At 67.4% G+C, this 21,959-nt stretch carries 14 protein-coding genes; 12 read left to right on the top strand and 2 right to left on the bottom strand.

Annotated features, from left to right (window positions below; translation table 11 throughout):
- Positions 1–227 precede the first annotated feature (227 nt).
- Positions 228–572: a YtxH domain-containing protein gene (locus tag H7687_RS09935; protein WP_183346886.1), complete on the top strand. Its 345-nt coding sequence runs from the start codon at positions 228–230 to the stop codon at positions 570–572.
- Between the two features lie 43 nt (positions 573–615).
- Entirely contained in the window at positions 616–807 is a 192-nt protein-coding gene (locus H7687_RS09930) for a ferredoxin (RefSeq protein WP_183346885.1), read from the top strand.
- Positions 808–1,027: 220 nt separating this feature from the next.
- Here the strand turns inward: H7687_RS09930 and H7687_RS09925 are convergent, their stop codons facing one another.
- Positions 1,028–1,897 (bottom strand): L,D-transpeptidase, encoded by an 870-nt coding sequence (locus tag H7687_RS09925; protein ID WP_246404746.1) that lies wholly within the window; start codon positions 1,895–1,897, stop codon positions 1,028–1,030.
- Positions 1,898–2,121: 224 nt separating this feature from the next.
- Here H7687_RS09925 and H7687_RS09920 point away from each other — a divergent pair, with 224 nt between their 5' ends.
- The 3 genes from H7687_RS09920 (at position 2,122) to H7687_RS09910 (ending at position 13,449) form a co-directional block, all read left to right on the top strand.
- Positions 2,122–6,729 (top strand): pilus assembly protein, encoded by a 4,608-nt coding sequence (locus H7687_RS09920; RefSeq protein WP_183346884.1) that lies wholly within the window; start codon positions 2,122–2,124, stop codon positions 6,727–6,729.
- 3 nt (positions 6,730–6,732) lie between these two features.
- Positions 6,733–11,883, top strand: a complete 5,151-nt coding sequence (locus tag H7687_RS09915; RefSeq protein ID WP_183346883.1) for an MBG domain-containing protein — start codon at positions 6,733–6,735, stop codon at positions 11,881–11,883.
- A gap of 75 nt (positions 11,884–11,958) precedes the next feature.
- The gene (locus tag H7687_RS09910) at positions 11,959–13,449 is read left to right on the top strand and encodes a M15 family metallopeptidase (protein WP_183346882.1); all 1,491 of its coding nucleotides are present in this window, start codon (positions 11,959–11,961) and stop codon (positions 13,447–13,449) included.
- Positions 13,450–13,691: 242 nt separating this feature from the next.
- Here the strand turns inward: H7687_RS09910 and flgM are convergent, their stop codons facing one another.
- On the bottom strand, positions 13,692–13,976 hold the full coding sequence (flgM, locus tag H7687_RS09905; protein ID WP_183346881.1) for a flagellar biosynthesis anti-sigma factor FlgM: 285 nt from the start codon (positions 13,974–13,976) through the stop codon (positions 13,692–13,694).
- A 395-nt stretch (positions 13,977–14,371) separates the two neighbouring features.
- On the opposite strand from flgM, the gene H7687_RS09900 reads away from it, so the two are divergent.
- From H7687_RS09900 to H7687_RS09870, 7 genes are all read left to right on the top strand, one after another.
- Positions 14,372–14,569: a hypothetical protein gene (locus H7687_RS09900; RefSeq protein ID WP_183346880.1), complete on the top strand. Its 198-nt coding sequence runs from the start codon at positions 14,372–14,374 to the stop codon at positions 14,567–14,569.
- A 13-nt stretch (positions 14,570–14,582) separates the two neighbouring features.
- On the top strand, positions 14,583–14,951 hold the full coding sequence (locus H7687_RS09895) for a rhodanese-like domain-containing protein (RefSeq protein ID WP_183346879.1): 369 nt from the start codon (positions 14,583–14,585) through the stop codon (positions 14,949–14,951).
- A 252-nt stretch (positions 14,952–15,203) separates the two neighbouring features.
- Positions 15,204–16,625 carry an OmpA family protein gene (locus H7687_RS09890; RefSeq protein WP_183346878.1) on the top strand — a complete coding sequence of 474 codons (1,422 nt, stop codon included), beginning with the start codon at positions 15,204–15,206 and terminating at the stop codon, positions 16,623–16,625.
- Between the two features lie 307 nt (positions 16,626–16,932).
- Positions 16,933–17,928: an aldo/keto reductase gene (locus tag H7687_RS09885; protein ID WP_183346877.1), complete on the top strand. Its 996-nt coding sequence runs from the start codon at positions 16,933–16,935 to the stop codon at positions 17,926–17,928.
- Positions 17,929–18,173: 245 nt separating this feature from the next.
- On the top strand, positions 18,174–20,246 hold the full coding sequence (gene tkt / locus H7687_RS09880; protein WP_183346876.1) for a transketolase: 2,073 nt from the start codon (positions 18,174–18,176) through the stop codon (positions 20,244–20,246).
- Positions 20,247–20,295: 49 nt separating this feature from the next.
- Entirely contained in the window at positions 20,296–21,444 is a 1,149-nt protein-coding gene (locus H7687_RS09875) for a transaldolase family protein (protein WP_183346875.1), read from the top strand.
- Entirely contained in the window at positions 21,441–21,734 is a 294-nt protein-coding gene (locus H7687_RS09870; RefSeq protein WP_183346874.1) for a J domain-containing protein, read from the top strand. Before H7687_RS09875 ends, H7687_RS09870 begins: the two co-directional genes overlap by 4 nt.
- The last annotated feature ends 225 nt before the right edge of the window (positions 21,735–21,959 follow it).

Below are 21,959 nucleotides of genomic sequence, written 5' to 3'. Positions count from 1 at the left end.
CTCGGATGCAAAGCTGGAGCTTTGCGCCATATGGGGTTCCCAAGCTGGAGCTTGGGAACCAGGAACAAAGCGTCGCCCGTGAACGAAGGTTCCCCCCTTTGCGAAGGGGGCAGGGGGGATTTGCTTTTGTGTCACCCGCACAACCGACATTTTTGAGGCGTTGGACGAAATTAATTTTATTGGTAGTATTACCGCTGTTGTCAAAACCAGCGGACGGAGGAGACGGTATGGGACACAAAGAGTGCTGCGAAGGGGGATGCATGGTGAAGCTGGTAGTGGGCGGCCTGATCGGAGCGGGCCTTGCTCTTTTGCTGGCTCCCCAAGCCGGGAAGAAGACGCGGAAGTACCTGGCGTCGCTGGCCGAGGAGATGGGGGGCAAGGCGAACGAGGCGGTGAGCGACTTCGCCGAGACCGTTTCCGACTTCGTGGACCGCGCCAGCGACCGCGCCTCCGACTTCCTCAAGGAGAAGGAAGGGCTCACCAAGGAGTCCAAGAAGACGTTGCTGGCGGCCCTGGAGAAGGCCCAGGAAAAACTGGAAGAGCAAAGGAAGAGGTTGGCGGACAGCATCTAGCGTTGCGTTCGACGCTTCACAATCAAAAACTGGAGGTACTACCATGGCAAAAGAACCCTGGGTCGACCAAGACGTCTGCATCAGCTGCGGGCTTTGCACGGACAACGTGCCGGAAGTGTTCCGGTTTGCCGACAACGGCAAGGCGGAAGCCTATGACCCGGCCGGCGCTTCCGAGGACGAAATCCAACGTAACGCCATCGACGTCTGCCCGGTGAGTTGCATTCACTGGCGCTGACCCCTCAAAAGCAGCAGCAAAAAAGGCCGCGCCCCTAACGGGCGCGGCCTTTTTGTTTCAAGCCCCCCTCTCCCTTTGGGAGAGGGGGGCCGGAGGGCGGGTGAGGGGGGATGCCGGCCAGGAATATTTTGCCTGTGGCAAGGCCCTCACCCTGGCCCTCTCCCAGAGGGAGAGGGGAGGTGGACATCATTTCCAGGGCTTTATCTGCGGCTGCAGATCGCTACTTTCCCGGCCTGTTGGCCGGCCGCCCCGTGATCACCACCAGGGGGCCGTTCTTCACCTTGTGGAACCCGCCGGTATCGCTGCGGGGATCGACCGCCCACCGGTACAGCGCCTTGGCGTCCTCCAGGAAGGGCCTGGTCAGTTCGTGGTAGTGCTTCCCGTTCACCTTGCGGTCGTATCTTCGGTAGTAGTCGTACTGCATCTCCTCGTCATAGAGCCCGATGCAGCCGTGCGAGACCGGGTAGCCCGGGAGGTCGCGGCCGTGGATCCAGTAGGAGGGCTCCTCGTCCTTGCTCGTGTCCACCCAGAACCTGAGCCCGTAGTGCATGGGGTAGGGGCGGCCGATCTCCTCCACCTGGTACACGTTGGAGTGGTGGCTGCGGTCGGCGGCATCGACCCGGAAGGTGCCGTTGGGGACCATCATCCCCTGCACCCCGAGCGCGATGGGGGAGGAAAAGATCAGCTTGCCGTACTGGTAGGCTCCCAGGAACATCTCGGTCTGGTCCACCAGTATCAGTTTCGGCTCCCGCGCTCCCTGCGGGTAGGCAAGCGGCATGGGGTTGAAGTTCTTCACCTGCGCCAGGTCCCTGGGTACCTTGATGGAGACGCCCCCCAGGAAATGGCGCCGGTCCATCCGGTTGAAGCGCAGCACGTCGCGCCAGTAGCCGCCGAAAAGCCGCTGCGGGGTGTCGCTCCAGGTGAGCTTGCGGCAGCTCCACTTGATGCGCGAGTCGCTCGGGTAACTGATGTCGCACAACGACTTGACCTTGGGGGCGGCACCGGCGCTGGCCGTCACCAGCATCAAGGCGGCAGCGAGCAGCACCAGCCTGCCGGGCCATCCCATGTTGTTCCTGCCCTCACTCCCCATCAACGGTCCTCGTCTGGATCTTTCCAATTAAAAGTTAAAAAAGATTAACAGTAAAGAAAACCGTGTCAATGAGCGCAGCGGCGCGCGCCGGGCCCGGAACCCCCCGAATCGAGAGGGGACTTTTTTTTCTCAACGCGAAGGCTATACTCTTCTGATTGGAATTTTCCAATATTTTGATCGGCGCACCGGCTTGGGCCGACGGACTTAATGTGAAAGGAGTCACGATGGGAAAGGGGAGAGTGCCTGCGCCCGTGCGCGCCGGCGTGGTGATTCTTTGCCTGAGCGTCTGCGTGCTTTTGTCTGTGGCGCGCCAGGCGCAAGCCGACGCGGCTGCGGACATGCAGGCCTACTGCAGCGTCCCGCCCCTTCCCGGGGTGAAGCCCAACCTGCTGCTTTTGCTGGACAACTCGGCGAGCATGTACGACCTCGCTTACACGACCCCGCAGACCTTCTGCCTTGACGACAGCTTCGACCCTGCCGCCAGTTATCCCGGGTATTTCCAGCAGGGCACCGTCTACCAATATTCCACGGCCACCGACCGCTTCGTGGCCGCTGCCGGGACCGGCATCGACAGTAGCGCCTGCAACCAGGCCAAGGCCGCCTATGTCTGCGTCAACCTCAACAAGACCAGCAAGAAACTGGACAATTTCATCGCCACCGGCAAGTTCCTCAACTGGCTCGCCATGAGCAAGCTCGACCTGGAAAAGCTGGCCCTGACCGGCGGCAAGTACGACCCGGGGACGGGCCTGCTGCAGGCGGAGTCGCGCGGCTGCCTTGGGAAGCGCTACGTGAAGATGGTCAAGGACGCCAACGGCACCCCTCTGCCGGTCACCTTCGGGGTGCGCGGGCCGATCCCCGCCGAAACAGGGTATGTGCAGCAGGGCAACCACGGCGGCCCGAGCCGAATCGACATCTACCCCGCGGCCTACAACAAGAGCGACTGCCTTTTAGCCGTGCAGAAATGGCAGGAGCGGGCACCGGCCAGCGAGGTGGCTACCGCCGCCGCCACCTGCATGGGTAAACTGGAGGACCCCGTCGGCGTGCCGACCGCCGGCAAGGTCTTCGCCGAGATCATGAGCTACTGCTACAACTACCTGGCCGGCACCGACATCATCTACAGTGACCTGTTGAACAACCTGCTGCCCGATTGCCGCAAACGCTACGTCTTCTTCTACAGCGCCCAACCGACCAAGATACCCAAGAACGTCGGGGACGACGTCTGCGGCAAAGACCTGTTCCACAGTCTCCTGTACCATGGCAGCACCGCCTCGACCCAGGGATACCTCGGGCAGTGCTACAGCCAAGGTGGCTTCGGCGAGGAATGCTCGGTGAACCAGACCAAGGATTTCTGCGCCGAGGTGGAGAAACCGTGGCTCGACGACCCATCGGCCAACGCCGCGCAGGCCGGAACCAACGCGAGCCTCCCCGCCTTCATCCTGGACGCGGGGATCACCAACCTCGGCAAGGTCACGGCAACGCTCCAGGTCCGGCTGGCCCCGCCAGCGGCGCCGACGGGGCTGATCCAGCAGTTCGCCGACGACATCAACTTCGGCGCCATGATCTTCAACGACAACGGGGCCGGCTCCGAGTGCGGCGCCATTCCCTGCGTGAAGCACTGCAGCAGCGATCCGGCGCCGCGCAGGGAATGCTACTCCGACGGCGACTGCGGTACCGGGACCTGCAGCGAGGACACCCGTACCGACGGGGGGCGGATCATCTCCTATATCAACTACGGGGAGGCCGGCGACCATGGCAAGGGGCTCGTCGCGGCCGTGGACGCCGTCAGGGGGACGTCCTGGACGCCGCTGGCCGAGGCTTTCTACGAAGCGATCGGGTACTATGCGGAAAAGGGGACCTTCCGTCTCCAGTCCGGCGACTTCGACCCAGCCTATCCCCCTTCGAAGTACAGCTGCCAGAGAAACAACATCCTCATCGTCACCGACGGCATGTCGAGCGCGGACCGTGCCGCCGCCGTCAACAGCTACCTGGCCGCAGCCACAGCGGCCTGGGTCAATCCCGCCGACGGCATGCCCGCCAGCCTCACCACCACCGCGAGCACGCCCGCCGGATCCCCCCCGGAGAACCTCGGCAGCTACAACCTCGACGACCTGGCCTGGATCGCCCGGCACAAGAACATCTTCGACCCTGCCCAGCCCATCGCGCGGCACAAGGATTACATCACCACCCACGTGGTCTACACCGGCCCCCCCTGCGGCGATCCTGCCAGCAGGGCCGGGTACGACGCCGACGGCAACTGCACCACGTCCGACGAGGGAAAGCCCGAGAAGCTGATGCAGCTGACCGCCGCCAACGGGGGGGGAGGCATCAGGAGCGTCTACAACCCGGCCGGCCTGCAGAGTGCGCTGGTGACGGTGCTGCTGCAGATCGCCGGAGGTTTCAACACGGGAACCAGCAGCTCGTTGCTGGCAACGGGGGAGGGGAACGGGGCCCTGTTCCTGCAGCCCCAGTACTATCCGCAGAAGAGCTTCGACGGCGGCAAAACCTCCGGGATCTGGATCGGAGAGCTGCAGACGCTCTGGTACTACATCGACAACTTCATGGGCGGCGGCTCCGGGGGGGGCAGCCGCATCAGGGAGGACACCCGGGGCAACAAGGTCCTCGATCTGAAGCTGGACCGGGTGGTCGAGTTCACCGTCGATCCCGCCTTAAAGGAGAGTCGTGCCAGGCTCTCCGTCGATGCGGACGGCGACGGCAGCGTCGATCCGGTCCAGGCCGCGGGGTACCCCCTCACCGTCCTCCCCGAGGCGGTGCAGAGCCTGTGGCGCGCGGGGCGCCAGCTCTGGGAACGTGCCCCGGAGACCAGGACCATCTACACCCAGACCGGCGGCACCTCCCTGGTCCCGTTCCTGGACACCTCGTCGGCGGTCAACCGGCAGCTGCTCCTGGCCCAGGACCAGGCGGAAGCGAACCAGATCGTGGCTTTCGTCAAGGGGAGCGACGACATCAAGGGGGAGAGCGGGGCCGCCACCAGGGACCGCCGGCTCAACGCCTATGGCGGGACCGGGACCAAGGTCTGGAAGCTCGGCGACATCATCTCGTCCACCCCGGTACTGCAGTCGGCGGCCCCCCTGGGGAGCTATCATCTCACGGGGCCGGCGGGCTACGGGGACCTCTCCTACCGCAAATTCATCGATCAACCGGCTTACGCCGGCCGCGGCACCGTGTACGTCGGGGCCAACGACGGCATGCTGCATGCCTTCAGGCTGGGACAGAGCCGGGTGCACCCGGTCGACCAGGAGGTCTGGCCCCGCACGCAGAAAGCGGTTCTGGACGGGAGCGATCCGGGCAAGGAGGAGTGGGCCTTCGTCCCCAAAAACGCGCTCCCCTACCTCAGGTACCTCAAGGAGCCCCCTTACCTGCACCTGTACTACGTGGACGGCGCCGGTACGCTTCTGGACGCAAGCCTGGGCGACCCCGCCCTGTGCAGCCGCGACAGGTACTGGGACTGCGCCAAGGACAACAGCGCCGGGAGCAACTGGCGCACGGTCCTGATCGGCGCCATGGGGCTCGGGGGCGCCAGCCGCCTCCCCGACGGCCCCGCCTGCGTGGACGCCGGGGCCACGGCGACCTGCGTCAAGGCGCCGGCTGCCGGCGTGGGCGGGCTTTCCTCCTACTTCGCCCTGGACGTCACCACCCAGGCGGGCGACGGCTCCGGCACCCCCCGGTTCCTGTGGGAGTTCTCCCACCCGGACCTCGGCTTCGCCACCTCAGGCGCCGCCATCATCCGCGTCAAGGCGCGCACCGTCAACGGTCAAAACCAGGAGGTTCACGATCCGGACAAGAACGGGCGCTGGTTCGCCGTCTTCGCCTCGGGACCGACCGGAGCGGTCGACAGGAAAACGCGCCAGTTCACCGCGGTGTCGGACCAGCCCCTGAGGCTCTTCGTCGTGGACCTGAACGCCGTACCGCCGCTCACCCAGGGGCGCAACTACTGGGTCATCGAGACCGACATACCCAACGCCTTCGGCGGCAGCATGGCCGGCGCCGGGATCGATGCCGACAAGTGGAGCGGCTCTGCCGACGGCAATTACGAGGACGATGCCCTCTACGTCGGTTACACCAGGGCCGCCACCGGGGGAGGGTGGACCGGCGGGGTGCTGAGGCTTTTGACCTACGAGGACCCGGACCCGGCCCACTGGAAACCGGGCATCGTCATAGACGACGTCGGTCCGGTCACCGGGGCCATCGGCAAGCTCCAGGACCGGCAGTACAAGCGCCTGTGGCTCTACTTCGGCGCCGGAAGATACTTCAACAGGGACGATGACCTCTCGGCAGCGCGCGCCCTCTACGGTGTCAGCGAGCCCTGCTACGACGCCGGTAAGAACACCTTCTTCAAGGGGGCCGGTTCCTGCAGCAGCGCGACGCTGCGCCTGTCCGACCTGACCGACGTCACCGATGTCGCCAGGGTGGTGCAGCCCAGGGACCAAGGGGAGAGCTACCATGGCTGGGTGATAAAACTCGACGCCGCCTCCGGCACCTTCGGCAGCGAGCGCGCCATCGACAGCCCGACCACCCTGACCGGAGGCGCGGTCTTCTTCCCGACCTTCCAGCCGTCCCTGGATCCCTGCCAGGAGGGGGTCTCCTACCTGTGGGGGGCCCACTACAGCACCGGCGGCCCCACCAGGTCGCTGTCGGCCCAGGCCCTGATGCCGCTCTCCAGCGGCGGCATCCCCAGCCTCGACATCGCTCTCATGCCGGACCGCGACCACCGGCGCACCCCTCCCCAGACCGGCAAAGGGGTCAAGCCCCGCCTGGTCACCAACAGCGGCTTGAAGGCTTTGAAGAAGATCATCCATATTCAGGAGCGCTAAGGCATGAGACGGATCACCCCGGCATCAGGACGGAGCATCCTGGCAGCGGCAGCCGCAGCAATCCTTTTCCTGTTGCTGTGCTCTCTACCCGCCCGGGCAGGGGCCGCCTGGACCCTGGACGGTTTCGGCATCCGCCCCGGCGGGAGCGCGGCCATCAACGGCGTGGTCCATGCCGTCGCGGTGCAGCGACAGGACGCGAAGATCCTGGTGGCGGGGGAGTTCACCCTGACCGGCGGTATCCCGGCGGTGACGCGCACCAACCTGGCCCGGCTGAACCACGACGGCACCCTGGACGCCTCGTTCGACCCGCCGGCGCCCGCCGGCCCGGTCTACGCCTTGGCGCTCCAGCCCGACCCGGTGGCCCCGGGCAACCCGGACTACATCTGGATCGGCGGCAGCTTCACCGACGTCGGGGGGACCAACCGCAAGGGTTTGGCGCGGCTTGCCGGGGGGACCGGAACCCTCGACCCCCTCGACCCGGTCACCACCCCGCTGGCGGTGACCGTACTCGCGCTCGACCTGCTCCCCGCGGGCGCGGGCCTGCTGGTGGGGGGTGAGTTCCGGGAGCTCAAGGCGGGCCTGCCGACCAGGAACCTGGCGGGGGTCGCGGTTGCCGGGGGCGCCGCCGGGACGCTCAACTGGACCTACACGGGCGGGCTCAACGACGACGCCGGCAACGTGGCGGTCAACGCCATAGCGCTCCAGGACGGCGCCGTGGTGGTGGGCGGGGAATTTGTCACTCCCTGGTCCGCCAACCTGGCCCGTTTCTCGGCATCGGGCGTCTACGACGCGGGCTTTCGCCCCACCTCTCCCAACGCCGCGGTGCGCGCCCTGGCCGTGCAGGCCGACGGCAAGATCCTTTTCGGCGGGGAGTTCTCCGGCGCATTCCTGTCCCGCAACTACCTGGCGCGGCTGAACCGGGACGGGACGCTGGATGCCTTCGATCCCGGCTTCGCCAGCGCCGCCGGGGCAGGGGTTTTGGCGCTGGTCGTGGAGCCGGACGGCGCCATCATCGCGGCGGGGACCTTCAGCGCCGGCGCAGGTCCGACGCAGCGCTGGAACCTGGCCCGCCTCAGGATCGACGGGACCCTCTCGGAAACCGTGTTCCCCCCGCCCGACGGGGCGGTCCGGGCGCTGGCCCGGCAGGGGGACGGCTGCCTCCTCGCCGCCGGCGCCTTCGGCAACGTCGGCAGCGTCACCCGCACCTCGCTGGCCCGTTTCTACCCCTACGGCGCCCTGGACGACGACCTGCCCCAGGTGGTCGATGACGGCGGCCTGGTCAACCGCCTCTCCTTGCACCCCGACGGCCGGACCACCGTAACCGGCCTCTTCGAACAGGTGCTGGGCGCGGGGAGGTTCCACATCGCGCGGCTCAGGGGGGACTGGTCCATCGATCCCGGCTACGACCCCAACCTCAATCTCGGGCAGCAGGCCTTCACCCTCGTGCCCCTGCCCGACGACGCGCTCCTGATGGGAGGGGACTTCATCACCATCAACGGCGACCTTCAGGTCCAGATGGTGCGGATAGACGGCGCCGGGGTCCCCGGGCCTGCCTCCTTCAACAGCGTACTCGGCGGCTACCTGCAGTTCTTCGGCTATATCAACGCCTTGACCGTTGCCGGGGACGGCACGATCTACCTGGGCGGGGACAACGTCGACGTGTCCCCCTACCGGTTCATGTCCCGGCTCTTCGGCACGGGCGTTCACGACCCGGGCTTCGTTCCGCCCGGCGAGGTGGATGGTGTGGTGACCGCCATAGCCATACAGCCCGACGGCCTGCTCCTGGTCACCACGGACACGGGCAAAGTGCTGAGGCTGCTCCCTGGCGGCTCGCTCGACCCGGCCTGGCACGGCGGCACCCCCCTGCAGCTGGGGGGAAAGATCGACCACCTAGTGCTGCTCCCGGACGGGCGCATCCTGGTCTCGGGATACACCCTGCGTCCGGGGAGCGTGGTCGAGGCGGGGAGCGGGGCGACCGTGGCCGTGTCGCGCAACCTGGTGCGCATCTCCGGCAACGGTATCGTCGACGACGGCTTCGTCATCGAGGCCTTGTACACCCACGACGGCTCTTTCGATGACCACGTCCTGGGGGTTACCGTGCAGACCGACGGCAGCCTCATCATCTACGGCGTCTTCGACCAGATCCGCGACGGCTTCGGCACCGTCATCCAGCGGGACTACGTCACCCGCGTGACACCGGAGGGGCGCCTCGACCCCGCTCTCGACCTGGGCCCCTTCTCCTTTGCCGGCGGGACCCCGGTGAGCCAGGTCGAGACGGTCAACCTGCAGCCGGACGGCAAGATGCTGGTGGGGGGGGATTTCATCGGCCTGAACGGGAGGAACAAGCTGGTCCGCTTCTCCAACGGCTGGAGCTCGGAAGAACTCTCCGTCTCCGATACCGGCGACAAGGTGACCTGGCTCCGTTCCGGGACCTCGCCCGAGCTGTGGCGGGTGACCTTCGAGTACTCGGAAAACCCCGACGCCGCGGTTCCGATCTGGGTCCCGCTGGGGAACGCGCGCTGGGTCGCGGGGAGGTGGGAGCTGGACGGGCTCGACCTGGCGCAGTTCGGCACCAGCGTGAACCGCTACGTCCGTGCCAGGGGGTACGTCGCCTCCGAGCGCGGCACCCTCGGCTCGCCGGTCGAGTCGGTCCGCCTTTACTACCTGAAGCCGCAGACCATCACCATCACGGTGAGCGCCGATGCCCAGAGCAAGGTGTACGGCCAGGACGACCCCCCGCTCACCTACACCTTTACCCCGGCCCTGAACGGCGGCGACCAGTTCACCGGCGCCCTGTCCCGGATCCCGGGGCGGGACGTCGGTGTGTACGCCATCACGGCCGGCACCCTCGCCCTGGGGAGCGGCTACCAGCTGGTCTACCGCGGGGCGAACCTGACCATCACCCAGGCCGACCTGTTGATCACCGCGGCGGATCAGACCAAGACGGCGGGTTCCGCCAACCCGCCCCTGAGCGCCAGGTACACCGGCCTCGCCCCCTGGGACACCAAGGACACCCTGGGGGGCGCCCCCCTGATCAGCACCGCCGTCGACGCCGCCACCGGGCGGGGGAGCTATCCCATCCACGCCGCCCTGGGGGGGATCACCAGCGCCAACTACCGCTACAGCTTCGCCGACGGCACTTTCACCGTCACCGGGCGACCGCAGCTGATCACCTTCAACCAGCCGCCGGCAAAGAGCTACGGCGACGCCCCGTTCGCCGCGGCAGCCAGAGCCGACAGCGGCCTGCCGGTCGGCTACGCGAGCTCCAACCCGGGGGCGGCCACCGTAGTCAACGGCGAGATCCGCATCGCGGGCGCGGGGAGCACCGTGATCACCGCCACGCAGGGGGGGGACGCCATGTGGGATCCGGCTCCCGAGGTCCGGGTGACCCTGGACGTCGGCAGGGCGGCGCTGCGCATGACGGCCCAGGACAAAAGCCGCGCCTACCTGACGCCGAACCCCGAGCTCACGGTGAACTTTCTGGGCTTTGTCTACGGCGAGGGCTCCTCCGTCCTCACCGGCACCCCGCTCCTCTCCACCGCCGCGACCCTGACCAGCGCCGTCGGGAGCTACCCCATCGTCGCCGCGGCCGGGACCCTGCGCGCCGCCAACTACGACATCGTCCCGGTCAACGGCACCCTCACCGTGTTCAAGTCGTGCCAGGAGATCACCTTTCCCGTCATCCCGGAGCGGACCTTCGGCGATCCCCCCTTCGAGATCGTCGCCTCCGCCTGCAGCGGGCTGCCGCTCAGCTTCAAAAGCTCCAACCCGGAGGTGGCCCGGGTGGACGGCAACGTGATCACCGTCGTCGGGGCGGGGAGCGCCGTGATCACGGCCGGCCAGCCGGGCAGCGGGGACCTGGAGACGGCGCCCGAGCAGTCCCAGCCCTTCGTGGTGCACAGAAGCGGGCAGCAGGTGAGCTTCTCCTCGCCGGCCCAGAGGGTGGTGGGGGATCCCCCCTTCGACCTGAAGGGGAGCGCCTCCAGCGGCCTGCCGCTTAGCTACGCCAGTTCCGACCCCGCCGTGGCGACCGTTGCCGGGAGCACGGTGACCGTGGTCGGCGCCGGGACCACGGTGCTGAGCGCGCTGCAGGGGGGGAGCGGCAACTACCTCCCGGCGCTGCCGGTGTCCCGCACGCTCACCGTGGCCCAGGAGGGGACGCCGCCGCAGCTGCAGCTCTCCACACTGAACTCCGGGGCCACGACCGCCAACCCGGTGCTGAACATCATGGGGCGGGCCCGGGACGCCTCGGGGATCGCGAGCCTCACCGTGGCCGGCGTGGAGCGGCGCGCCGACGCGGCGCTCTTCAGCGCCGCCGTCCCCCTGGCCGAAGGGGAAAACGCCGTCGCCGTCACCGCCCGCGACGGCGCCGGCAACGTGACCACGCACAGCTTCACCGTCACCCTGGATGCGCTGGCGCCGGTGCTTACGCTTTCCGCACCGGCCGACAACAGCGTCACCGATGCCGTGAGCTGCGCCGTCACCGGCACGGTGACCCCGGGGAGCACGGTGACCATGGCGGTGAACGGCGCGGCGCTGCAGTTCCTGCCGGTGAGCGGGGGGAGCTTCACGGGGAGCGCCCTCCTGGCCCAAGGGGTCAACACCATCGAGCTCACCGCGGAACGGGACGGGCGCAGTTCGCGCAGCAAGCGGAGCGTCACCTGCGACCCGGCGGCGCCGGCGCTGGCAATTACCGACCCGGTGCAGGACCTGAGGACCGAGGCGGAGTCGGTGACCGTCCGCGGCACGGTGGGGAGTGCCGCAGCCGGGGGGGTGCAGCTCGAGGCCGCGGGGGCGCTCTACACCCCCGAGGTGGTGGGGGGAGCCTTCCGGCAGCAGCTGCCGCTGGCCCCGGGGGAAAACCGGGTCACGGTGCGGGCGGTGTCGGGCAGCGGGACCGCGAGCCTGGCGCAGCGCAACCTGGTGCGCATCGAGCGCATCGGCGGCGACCTGGACGGCAACGGCAGCGTCGACATCCAGGACGCCCTGCAGTTACTGAAGATCTCCCTGGGGACGCAACCCGCCGGCGCCGCGGCGCTCGCCCACGGTGACCTGGCCCCGGTGGTGAACGGCGTGTCCCGGCCCGACGGGGTGATCGACGTCGGCGACCTGCTGGTATTGTTGCGCAGCATCGTGGGGCTTTCGCATCTGTGAGCCTGACAACTTTTCCTTGCCTTTCCCGCTCCAAAATCGTATAGACCTCTCTAATCTAACGACCGGGGGCGGCGCATGGACAGGACTTGGCGATACATCTTGGCGGGCATGGTGCTGGCGACCCTGGCCCTCGGCGCGGGATGCAGCTCCAACCGCGAGTTGCCGCGGCGTATCACTGAGAGCCTGGACGGCATCGCCCGCAGTTCCCGAAGCAGCCAGTTCCTCTACGTCGACCCCGGCACTCCGGGGCACCCGCAGGCGACCCTCTACCCGGTGCGGCGCTCGCTGTTGGGGTGGGAGCTCGCCCTGGCGCCGGTCCCGGTGAACCTGGGGCGCAACGGCGTGGCGCCACCGTTCGAGAAGCGGGAGGGGGACGGCCGGACCCCCGCCGGCATCTTCCCGCTGCGCACCGCCTTCGGCTCTCCGCAAGGCCTTCCCGGCAGCTTCCCCTACCGCCGGGTAGATACCCAGGACCTCTGGGTGGACGACCCGCACTCCCCGGATTACAACCGCTGGGTCTGGCGCGGCGAGACCAGGGCCGCCTCCTTCGAGGAACTGCTGCGTCCCGACCCGCTCTACAAGTACGCCCTGGTGCTCGACTACAACACGGACCCGGTCGTGCGCGACCTGGGCAGCGCCATCTTCATCCACGTCGAGCGCGGGGCGGGCAGCGCCACCGCCGGCTGCGTCTCGCTGCCGGAAACAGAACTGGTGCAGCTGATCGGCTGGCTCGACCCGGAACAGCGCCCCCAGGTGGTGATCGGCAGCGCCTCCGCCGTGGCGGCCACCCTGGCCGGCATCGTCGAGCAGCTTCCCGCCGACCTGCCGGCCGGGCTGAAGGGGAGGCTCTCCGAGGGGGAGCGCATCCTGGCGCTGCGCCACGGCGCCGGCGGCTTCTTCGCCGCGGCGGTGTCGCTGCCGGCCAGCGTCGGGCAACAGATGCAGCAGAAGCAAAGCTGGCGCCCGGAGTGCCCGGTCCCCCTGGACCAGCTTGCCTACCTGGTCACCTCCTACTGGGGCTTCGACGGCGCCCCCCACTACGGCGAACTGGTGGTGCACCAGGCGCTGGCCGCCTTCTTCATGGACTCCCTGCACCACGCCTACAACGGGCGCTTCCCCATCGAGCGCATGGAGCTCATCGACGCCTACGACGGCGACGACTTCCGCTCCATGGCGGCCAACAACTCCTCCGCCTTCAACTGCCGCGAGGTCCCCGGCAGGCCGGGCGTGTTCTCCAGGCACAGCTTCGGCGCCGCCATCGACATCAACCCGCGCCAGAACCCCTACCTGATGCTGGAAGAGGGGGGGCGGGCTCAGGCGGCGGGGATCACGGCCGCCGCAGCGGCGCAGCAGTTCTGCCTGGGGAACCCCGCCCTGTGCCGGGTCCTGCCGGCCGCCTCGGCCGACCACCTCGACCGGCACAACCAGCGCCCCGGCATGCTGCAGCAGGGCGATCCGCTCACCGCCCCCTTCCGCCAGCGCGGCTTCACCTGGGGGGGGAGCTGGCGCTTCCCCGACTACCAGCACCTCGAGTACGACCTGGGGAAGCTCCTATCACCTCCCTAACCTGGCTTTGGTTCGGTCTGCTGTGGCAATTTTTCTGTTTGCCTCCGGCATCACCGGGGCCACCTCCATGAGTCGGCATGGCACTGTGCGCTTGGCTGGATGGCCACGGCAAGGGCCGGTCGGTTAGGACAGGGGAGTAAGACTGAAACAGAGGGAGTAAGGCGGGGACAGTGGAGTACCAAAGACAACGGCGCGTCACCTGGAGGTGACGCGCCGTTGGGCGTTGCAGGGGGAGCTTGGCGTCAGATGCCGCTATCGTTGGCCAGCATCTTCTCCGCCACCTGGCGGCTGTCCACCCGGTAGGCTCCTGACTGGATGCGCGCCTTGAGGTCCGCTACGCGCCGGGCCTGCTGCCGGTCCAGTTCGTCGGTTGAGATCTGGGACAGGGAGGTGGCAAGCTCGACCAGGTCCTCCTGTCGCTCGGGGCGCCCCTCAGGCTGCCGCGCCCGGGTCCGCTGCGGGGCGTCCATCCTTCCCTCTACGGGAACGGCAGGCTTGGCCTGCTCTATCTTATCGGTGATGTTCATAACTCCGGCTCTTTGCTCGTTGTGGTTGTGTACGCAGGAACTATTTGAATGGTAATAGTTTTTGTCGACAAAACCCAGTGATTTTTATTTCATTATCAATGCCACCTGGGACTGCCTGCAACAGGGGGCGGCGTCGTTGCCCCGCTGTCGGGACAGTCATTGTCATCCCGTCTGAGTGCAGTTCCCTGCTCGCTCATCAGTCTCCCGTTGCAGAACCTTTTCCCCCGCCTGTCCCCTGTTTCTTCACAGCCGCCCTTGGTGCTCACCGGCCGGGTTCTGCTCCAGTCACAGCAAAAAAACAAACATTAATCTGTTGACATTAAAAGCCTCTAAGTTATTTTAAATGGGTGCCGCCCGCCGGGTAAGAGCGGGAAGACCGGCAAAAGGAGGAGGCCATGGCCACTGTGCAGACGCAAACCCAGGCGCCGTCCACTGTTCCCGTTCCGGTAGCCAAGCATTCTTTCGGGACCTTCGCCCTGAGCGTCACCCTGTTCATCGTCCTGGCCCTCGCCCTCTTCGTGTACCTCACCCTCAGGAGGAAGGTCGACGGCAAACACGTCGACCAGAAAGCCGGTGACGAGGGGGAAGACTGAGCGGGAGGGGGGCATGGCAAGCGACCTGGCAGTATCGACGGACTGGGTATGGGAGCGGATCAAGGAAGGGGAGCCGCTCTTTTTTATCGAGCTGCACCACCCCGGCGATGCCGACTACGCCGTGCACCGGGTGCGCGGGGGGCTCAGGGTCGATTTCGACGAGGCCCGCCGGCAGCTGCCGGAATTTCCGCGCGACCGCCTGGTCGTGGTGGTCTCCGCTCTGCCCAACGACGAGCCTGCCCTGGAGCTGGCGGCATGGCTCAAGGAGAACGGTCTCCAGGCGCGGACCCTGGCGGGAGGGCTCGCCGCATACCTCGAGGCGGGCCTTCCGGCGCAGGAGGTACCGGCCGCCCGGGACATGACCCGCAATCGCGGCGAGTAAACCTGACTGTGCAGCCTTTGCGCAGCGGCTTCCAGCGCGGGTTGGCAGGTTGACACGGAAGCGAATGCAGCTATATTGGTAAACGTTAATTTTTCCGGCACTGCCCGACGGGGCATCGGGGAATCGAATCAGCGGGTTACAGGATCTTTCACGCCGGCAAGGGCCGGGATGGGATGGGCCAGCCAGAGGCCGGCTCGAAAAAATTAGCGGGAGGATCGGGAGACGATCCTTCTCAACAAGGAGGCTACCACGATGAAAAAGATCACCGGCTTCATCTGCATCATGGTCCTGGCCGTGATGGCGCTGGCCGCCACGGCGCACGCCGGAGAACGTGCGGGTGCGTTCTCCATCTCCCCCTTCGTCGGCGGCTACATCTTCGACGATTCGAAACTGCCCCAGCGCACCTACAGGGAGAACCGGATCACCGGTGGTTTGCGGCTCGGCTACGACTGGACCGACAACTTCGCCACCGAGCTCGTGGGGAGCTACCTGAGGGTGGAGGACCAGGCCACCGATCGCGAGAACGGCATGTACTCCTACCACCTGGACCTGATCTGGAACTTCATGCCCAGGTCGGCCTTCGTCCCCTATCTGGCCCTGGGCGGCGGCGGGTACACCATCAGGTACCACGGCGCCAACCTCCACGACGGCACCGCCAACGGCGGCGCCGGCTTCAAGCTGTTCTTCAACGACGACATCGCCTTCAGGGCCGACGCCCGCCGCATCATCGACTTCCAGAGCTCCGACATCGAGGAGAACATCGCCAGGAACTGGGAATACAGCATCGGCCTCACCTTCGTGATGGGTGGGCGGACCATGAAAGCCGCTCCCGCCAAGGCTGCGGCAGCCGAGCCGGGCGGCACCGTCGCCCAGACCCCGCCGCCGGCGCAGCCCGAAGCCCAGCCGCAGCCGCAGCCGGTCGCCGCCGAGCCGACCCCGGGGCACTACAAGTACTGCATCACCCTGCAGGGTGAGTTCGACATCGACAAGGCCATCGTGCGCCAGGAGCTGCGCGACCAGATCGCCCAGGTGGGCAACTTCATGAAGAAGTATCCGACCACCACCGCCGTCATCGAGGGGCACACCGACAACGTCGGTTCCTACAACCACAACATGGATCTCTCCCAGCGCCGCGCCCAGGCCGTGGTCGACGTGCTGGCCGAGCAGTACGGCATCGAGCGCACCCGTCTTGCCGCCAAGGGGTACGGCTTCACCCGCCCCATCGCCGACAACGCCACCAACGAAGGGAAGCAGAAGAACCGCCGTATCGAGGCCATCATCGACTGCGCCTTCGACGTGCAGCAGGTCACCCCGCCGGAGCGGCTGTGCATGTCCCTGGTGGTCGACTTCGACTCCGGCAAGGCCGAGGTCAAGCCGCAGTACCGCGATGAGATCGCCAAGGTCGCCGACTACATGAAGCGTTACACCACCACCACCGCGGTCATCGAGGGGCATACCGACAACACCGGCGATGCCGCCCACAACATGAAGCTGTCCCAGCAGCGCGCCCAGAACGTGGTCGACTACCTGGTCAAGAACTTCGGTATCGAGCGCTCCCGCCTCTCCGCCAAAGGGTTCGGGTCCACCCGCCCCATCGCCTACAACAAGACGGCGGAAGGGCGGCAGCAAAACCGCAGGATCAACGCCATCATCGACTGCGTCGTCAACAAGTAGCCATGACCGGCCAGGGCTCCCGCGCTCACCTGCAGCACCCTGGCCTTCGGCAATCCTGACCACCCTGCCGCAGAAATAGCCCATATCCGTATGGGCTATTTTTGTTGCCGGAGAGGGGAGAGGCAAAACCCGTTCAACGTTCAATGTTCAACGTTTCGAGGGCGAGGGCGAGGTTGAAGGTCGAAGGCTTGGGAGGTTAGCAGCGAGCGCAACAGTTGCCGTCGGGAAGTCGTGGCCGGAGCCTATGTCATCATCGAACGTTGAACGTTGAACCTTGAACGGTATTTGAAGCTCTTAGGAGGTTTCCATGCACAAACGCAAACTTGGCCGACAGGGGTTGGAGGTGTCGGCGCTGGGGCTTGGCTGCCGGGGGTTGACCTACTGCTACGGCAGCGGCGACTTGACCGAGTCGATCCGGGTGCTGCGCCGCGCCATCGAACTGGGCATCACCTTCTGGGATACCGCCGAGGTCTACGGCCCCTTCTGCAACGAGGAGCTGCTGGGACGCCTGCTGAAGGAGGTCCCGCGCCGGAAGCTGGTGCTGGCCACCAAGTTCGCCTGGCGCTTCGGCCCGCACGGCAGGCAGATCGGGCTCGACAGCAGCCCCGCCCAGGTGCGCAGGTCCATCGAGGGCTCCCTGAAACGCCTGGGGACGGACTACATCGACCTCTACTACCAGCACCGGCTGGACCCGGCGGTACCGGTCGAGGAAACGGTGGGCGCCCTGGCGCAACTGGTGGCCGAGGGGAAGGTGCGCTACATAGGCCTTTCCGAGGTGGGCCCCGGCATCGTGCGCCGCGCCCACGCCGTGCACCCGCTTTCCGCGGTGCAGTCGGAATATTCGCTGTGGGAGCGGGGGGTGGAGGACAAGCTCCTGCCGGTCCTGCGCGAACTGGGCATCGGCTTCGTCGCCTACAGCCCCATGGGGAGGGGATTTCTCGCCGGCAAGATCAGGAGCACGGACGACCTGGAGCCCTGCGACTGGCGCCGCAAGAACCCGCGCTTTCTGGCCGAGAACCTGCGCCACAACTTCACCCTGGTCTCCATGGTCAACGAACTCGCCTGCGCCCACGATGCCACCCCGGCCCAGGTGGCGCTCGCCTGGCTGTTGCGCCGCGGCAGCGACATCGTCCCCATCCCCGGGACCAGGCACCTGCGCTACCTGGAGGAGAACGCGCAGGCGGTGGGGCTTAAGCTGTGCGACACAGTCTGGTGCCGCCTGGACGAGTCGGTGTGCGGTTTCCAGGTGGCCGGCGCGCGCTCGCCCGAGGCCGCGCTCCGTTTCGTCGACAACACCGAATAGGCGGCGACGGACGGGGCTGAAACTGTATCGGGAATGAAAGGCGCAGTCATAGGATCGGCAGACACTGTCAATTGTCACTCGTCCATTGTCAATTGAGGACTCAGTTCCTATTTCCCCTTTCACTTGTTATAGTCATGGCAGGAAGCATCGCAGGTTCCCGCCACAGCTTACCGTGGGGATCACTGAACAGGCGTGGCGGAAACAGTGCCGATGCTCCCGCAACTTCAACCTCGAGGAGCAGCGCCATGACCACGCACACCGTTACCGATCCAGCCGCCGACCTGGACCAGCTCTGCATCAACACCCTGCGTTTTCTGGCCGTAGACGCCGTTCAAAAAGCCAACAGCGGCCACCCCGGCATGCCGATGGGGGCCGCTGCCATGGCGTACCAGCTCTGGACCCGCTTCCTGAAGCACAGCCCGGCCGATCCGGGGTGGTTCGACCGGGACCGCTTCGTTCTCTCCGCCGGGCACGGCTCCATGCTTTTGTACTCGCTTTTGCACCTGACCGGCTACGACCTGCCGCTGGAGGAGATAAAGCGCTTCAGGCAGTGGGGGAGCCGCACCCCGGGGCACCCCGAGCGCGGCCTCACCCCGGGGGTGGAGGTGAGCACCGGGCCGCTCGGGCAGGGCTTTGCCAACGCGGTGGGCATGGCCATGGCGGAGGCGCACCTGGCCGCCCGCTTCAACCGCCCCGGTTTCCGCCTCATAGACCACTACAGCTACGTCCTCGCCGGCGACGGGGACCTGATGGAGGGGGTGGTCTCCGAGGCGGCCTCCCTGGCCGGGCACCTGCAGTTGGGCAAGCTCATCTGCCTCTACGACGACAACCGCATCACGCTGGCCGCCTCGACCTCGCTCTCCTTTTCCGAGGACCGCGGCGCCAGGTTCGCCGCCTTCGGCTGGCAGGTGCTGGTGGTCGAGGAGGGCAACGACCTCGCGGCCATCGCCGCCGCGCTCCAAGAGGCGCGTGCCGACACCCGGCGCCCCTCCCTGATCATGGTGCGCACCCGCATCGGTTTCGGCTCGCCCGGCAAGGAGGACAGTTTCGAGGCGCACGGGGCGCCCCTGGGCGCGGACGAGGTGCGCCGCAGCAAGGAACGCCTGGGGTGGCCGGTGCAACCGGAATTCCTGGTGCCGCAGGCGGCGCTGGAGCGGTTCCGGCTGGCGCTGGAGCAGGGGGGCGCAGCGCAGCGGGAGTGGGAGGAACTGCGCGCCCGCTATGCGGTAACCTATCCCGAGCTGGCCCGCGAGCTGGCGGCGGCGGTCTCCGGGGAGCTCCCGCAGGGGTGGCAGGAGGCCCTCCCGGTTTTCGCCGCCGACGAGAAGGGGATGGCGACCCGCGCCGCCTCGGGCAAGGTGCTCAACGCCCTGGCGGCGCGCCTGCCGTTCTTCGGCGGCTCCGCCGACCTGAACCCCTCCACCGTCACGGCGCTTACCGGCCGGGGCGACTTCCAAGGCGAGGCGTGGCAGCCGGCAGACCGCCAGGGGGCGGTGGGCGGGGAGTGGGGGGCTGCGGGCGCCAACGTCCACTTCGGCGTGCGCGAACACGGCATGGCGGCCATCCTGAACGGCATGGCCGCCCACGGCGGCACCATTCCCTTCGGGGCCACCTTCCTCACCTTTTCCGATTACCTGCGCCCGTCGCTGCGCCTGGCCGCCCTCTCGGAGCTCAAGGTGATCCACGTCTTCACCCACGATTCCATCGCGCTCGGTGAAGACGGCCCCACCCACCAGCCGGTGGAGCAGCTGGCCTCGCTGCGGGCCATCCCCCGCCTTGTCGTGCTGCGCCCCTGCGACGCCAACGAAAGCGCCTTCGCCTGGCGCGCGGCGCTCTCGGTGCGCAACCGCCCGGTGGCGCTGGTGCTGTCGCGCCAGGCGCTGCCCACCCTGGACCGGGAGCGCTACGCCCCGGCGCAGGGGGTGCTGCAGGGAGGCTACGTGCTGGCCGACTTCGAGGGGGAGGGGACGCGCCTGATCCTGATCGCCACCGGTTCCGAGGTGCAGCTCGCGCTCAAGGCGCGCTTAAGGCTCAACGGCGAGGGGCTCGCCGTGCGCGTGGTGTCGCTCCCCAGTTGGGAGATCTTCGACGAGCAGCCCCTCTCCTACCGCGAGGAGGTGCTGCCCCGCGAGGTGCCGCTCAGGCTGGCGATCGAGGCGGGAAGCCCGCAGGGGTGGCACCGCTACGTCGGGGACGCCGGGGTGGTGCTCGGTGTGGAGGGGTACGGCGCCTCCGCGCCGGGAGAGCGCGTCCTGGAGGAGTACGGCTTCACCGTGGCCCACGTCTGCCGGCTCGCCCTGCAGCTCGCGGGCCGGTAAACCGCGGCGCGTAGCGCCGGTCCGGGGCGCGCCCCGGCAAGGAGCGACCATGAGGGATACGCCGGTCTCGAGGCTGTTGCAGTGCGGCCAGAGCGTGTGGCTCGACGGCGTCAGCCGCCGCGCCCTGCTCTCCGGGGAGCTGGTCGCCCTGATCCAGGAGGACGGCGTCAGCGGCGTCGGCTGCAGCACCGCCGTCCTCGAACATGCCATTGCCGCGGGAAGCGATTACGACGCCGACATCGCGCATCTGGCCCAAAGCGGCCTCCCGCCGCTTTCCATCTACGACGCGCTGCTCGTCGACGACGTCAGGGCCGCGGCGGACCTGTTGCTTCCCGTGTACCAGCAAAGCGGCGGCAGCGACGGTTTCGTCACCCTGGAGCTCTCCCCCCACCTCGCCCACGACGCCTCCGCCATGGTCCTGGAGGCCAGGCGTTTGCGCGACCTTGCCGACCGCCCCAACGTCTTCATCAAGATGGCCGGCACCCTCGAGGCGGTGGCCGCCCTGCGCCAGCTTGTGAGCGAGGCGGTGAACGTGCGCGTGGATCCCGTCTTCAGCGTCCCCCGTTACCGCGCCGTCGCCGAGGCGTACCTGGACGGCCTCTCCCGGCGCGCCGCGCGCGGACTGCCGCTGGAACGGGTGGCCTCGGTGGTGGGGCTGCCGCTGGGGGGGATCGACCGGGTGCTGGAGCCGCTTCTCTCCCGCGTGGCGCTGGCGAGCGACTCCGGCAGGGTGCTGGCCGGGGCGCTCAGGGGGGAGGGGGGCATCGCCCTGGCCAAGGTGCTGCGCGGCGTGAACCGCGAGATGCACCGCGACAGCCGCTTCCTGGCGCTGGCGGCGCGGGGGGGAAGACCGCAGCGGCTGGCCTGGGTCTGCTCGGGCGCGAAGGAAGCCGCGAGCTTCGACCTGCGCTATCCCGAGGCGTTGGTCGGGCCGGAGACGGTGCAGGTCATGTCCCCCGGCGTGCTGGCCGCCTACCGCGAGCGGGGGCGCCCGGTGAGCCGGCTCGACCTGGGGGCGCAGGACGCCCAGGCCCTGCTGGAACAGCTCTGCGCGCTGGGGATCGACCCGGACCGGCTGGCCCAGGAACTGGAGGACGAGGGGGTGCAGCGGCTGGCCCGCCCCTACGACAGCCTGTTGCGCAACATCGAGCTGAAACGGAGCGCGGCGCTCGCGGGAGGCCGGGAGGGAGGGGGATGACCTACAAGGAGTTGCAGCTGGCCCTGGCGGTGTTTGGCCTGGAGGAGCGGGCGAGCCTCAGGGAGATCAAGAACCGGCACCGCGAACTGGTGAAAAGACATCATCCCGACCTGGGGGCACCGGCGGACAGCGACGAGATGAGGAAGGTCAATGCCGCCTACCGGGTGCTGCTCGACTACCTTGCCGACTACCGTTTTTCCTTTGCAGAAGAGGAGTTCTACGAGCAGAACCCGGACGAACAGCTCAGGCGCCAGTTCTTCGACGACCCGCTTTGGGGCGGCAAGGGCTAGTCTTCAACATTAGTTTTCGTCAATATAATGTCGAAGCTGCGCAAAATGGCGGGAAAGTGCATAAAAACAGCGCCCTGGAGCTAGCACCCATCTGGGCGCGGCTTCGCTGTACACAGTTTGGTGGAAAAGGCTGTGGATAACTTTTGGGATGGGACTCCTTTCTCCCCGCAGATCATGGTTTTTTACCTTTTTGCATAAAAAATGGGCAGGCTCTTTTTGCGCCTG

It is taken from the genome of Geomonas paludis (assembly GCF_014193585.1).
In the GTDB taxonomy this organism is placed as follows: Bacteria; Desulfobacterota; Desulfuromonadia; order Geobacterales; family Geobacteraceae; genus Geomonas; species Geomonas paludis.
Note: the sequence above shows the minus strand (reverse complement) of the source record. Positions and strands in the feature narration are given on the sequence as shown.

Excerpts from the sequence above, each read along its gene's own strand:
- H7687_RS09935 (WP_183346886.1), top strand. The coding sequence starts at position 228 with ATGGGACACAAAGAGTGCTGCGAAGGGGGATGCATGGTGAAGCTGGTA.
- H7687_RS09930 (WP_183346885.1), top strand. The coding sequence starts at position 616 with ATGGCAAAAGAACCCTGGGTCGACCAAGACGTCTGCATCAGCTGCGGG.
- H7687_RS09925 (WP_246404746.1), bottom strand. The coding sequence starts at position 1,897 with ATGGGGAGTGAGGGCAGGAACAACATGGGATGGCCCGGCAGGCTGGTG.
- H7687_RS09920 (WP_183346884.1), top strand. The coding sequence starts at position 2,122 with ATGGGAAAGGGGAGAGTGCCTGCGCCCGTGCGCGCCGGCGTGGTGATT.
- H7687_RS09915 (WP_183346883.1), top strand. The coding sequence starts at position 6,733 with ATGAGACGGATCACCCCGGCATCAGGACGGAGCATCCTGGCAGCGGCA.
- H7687_RS09910 (WP_183346882.1), top strand. The coding sequence starts at position 11,959 with ATGGACAGGACTTGGCGATACATCTTGGCGGGCATGGTGCTGGCGACC.
- flgM (WP_183346881.1), bottom strand. The coding sequence starts at position 13,976 with ATGAACATCACCGATAAGATAGAGCAGGCCAAGCCTGCCGTTCCCGTA.
- H7687_RS09900 (WP_183346880.1), top strand. The coding sequence starts at position 14,372 with ATGGCCACTGTGCAGACGCAAACCCAGGCGCCGTCCACTGTTCCCGTT.
- H7687_RS09895 (WP_183346879.1), top strand. The coding sequence starts at position 14,583 with ATGGCAAGCGACCTGGCAGTATCGACGGACTGGGTATGGGAGCGGATC.
- H7687_RS09890 (WP_183346878.1), top strand. The coding sequence starts at position 15,204 with ATGAAAAAGATCACCGGCTTCATCTGCATCATGGTCCTGGCCGTGATG.
- H7687_RS09885 (WP_183346877.1), top strand. The coding sequence starts at position 16,933 with ATGCACAAACGCAAACTTGGCCGACAGGGGTTGGAGGTGTCGGCGCTG.
- tkt (WP_183346876.1), top strand. The coding sequence starts at position 18,174 with ATGACCACGCACACCGTTACCGATCCAGCCGCCGACCTGGACCAGCTC.
- H7687_RS09875 (WP_183346875.1), top strand. The coding sequence starts at position 20,296 with ATGAGGGATACGCCGGTCTCGAGGCTGTTGCAGTGCGGCCAGAGCGTG.
- H7687_RS09870 (WP_183346874.1), top strand. The coding sequence starts at position 21,441 with ATGACCTACAAGGAGTTGCAGCTGGCCCTGGCGGTGTTTGGCCTGGAG.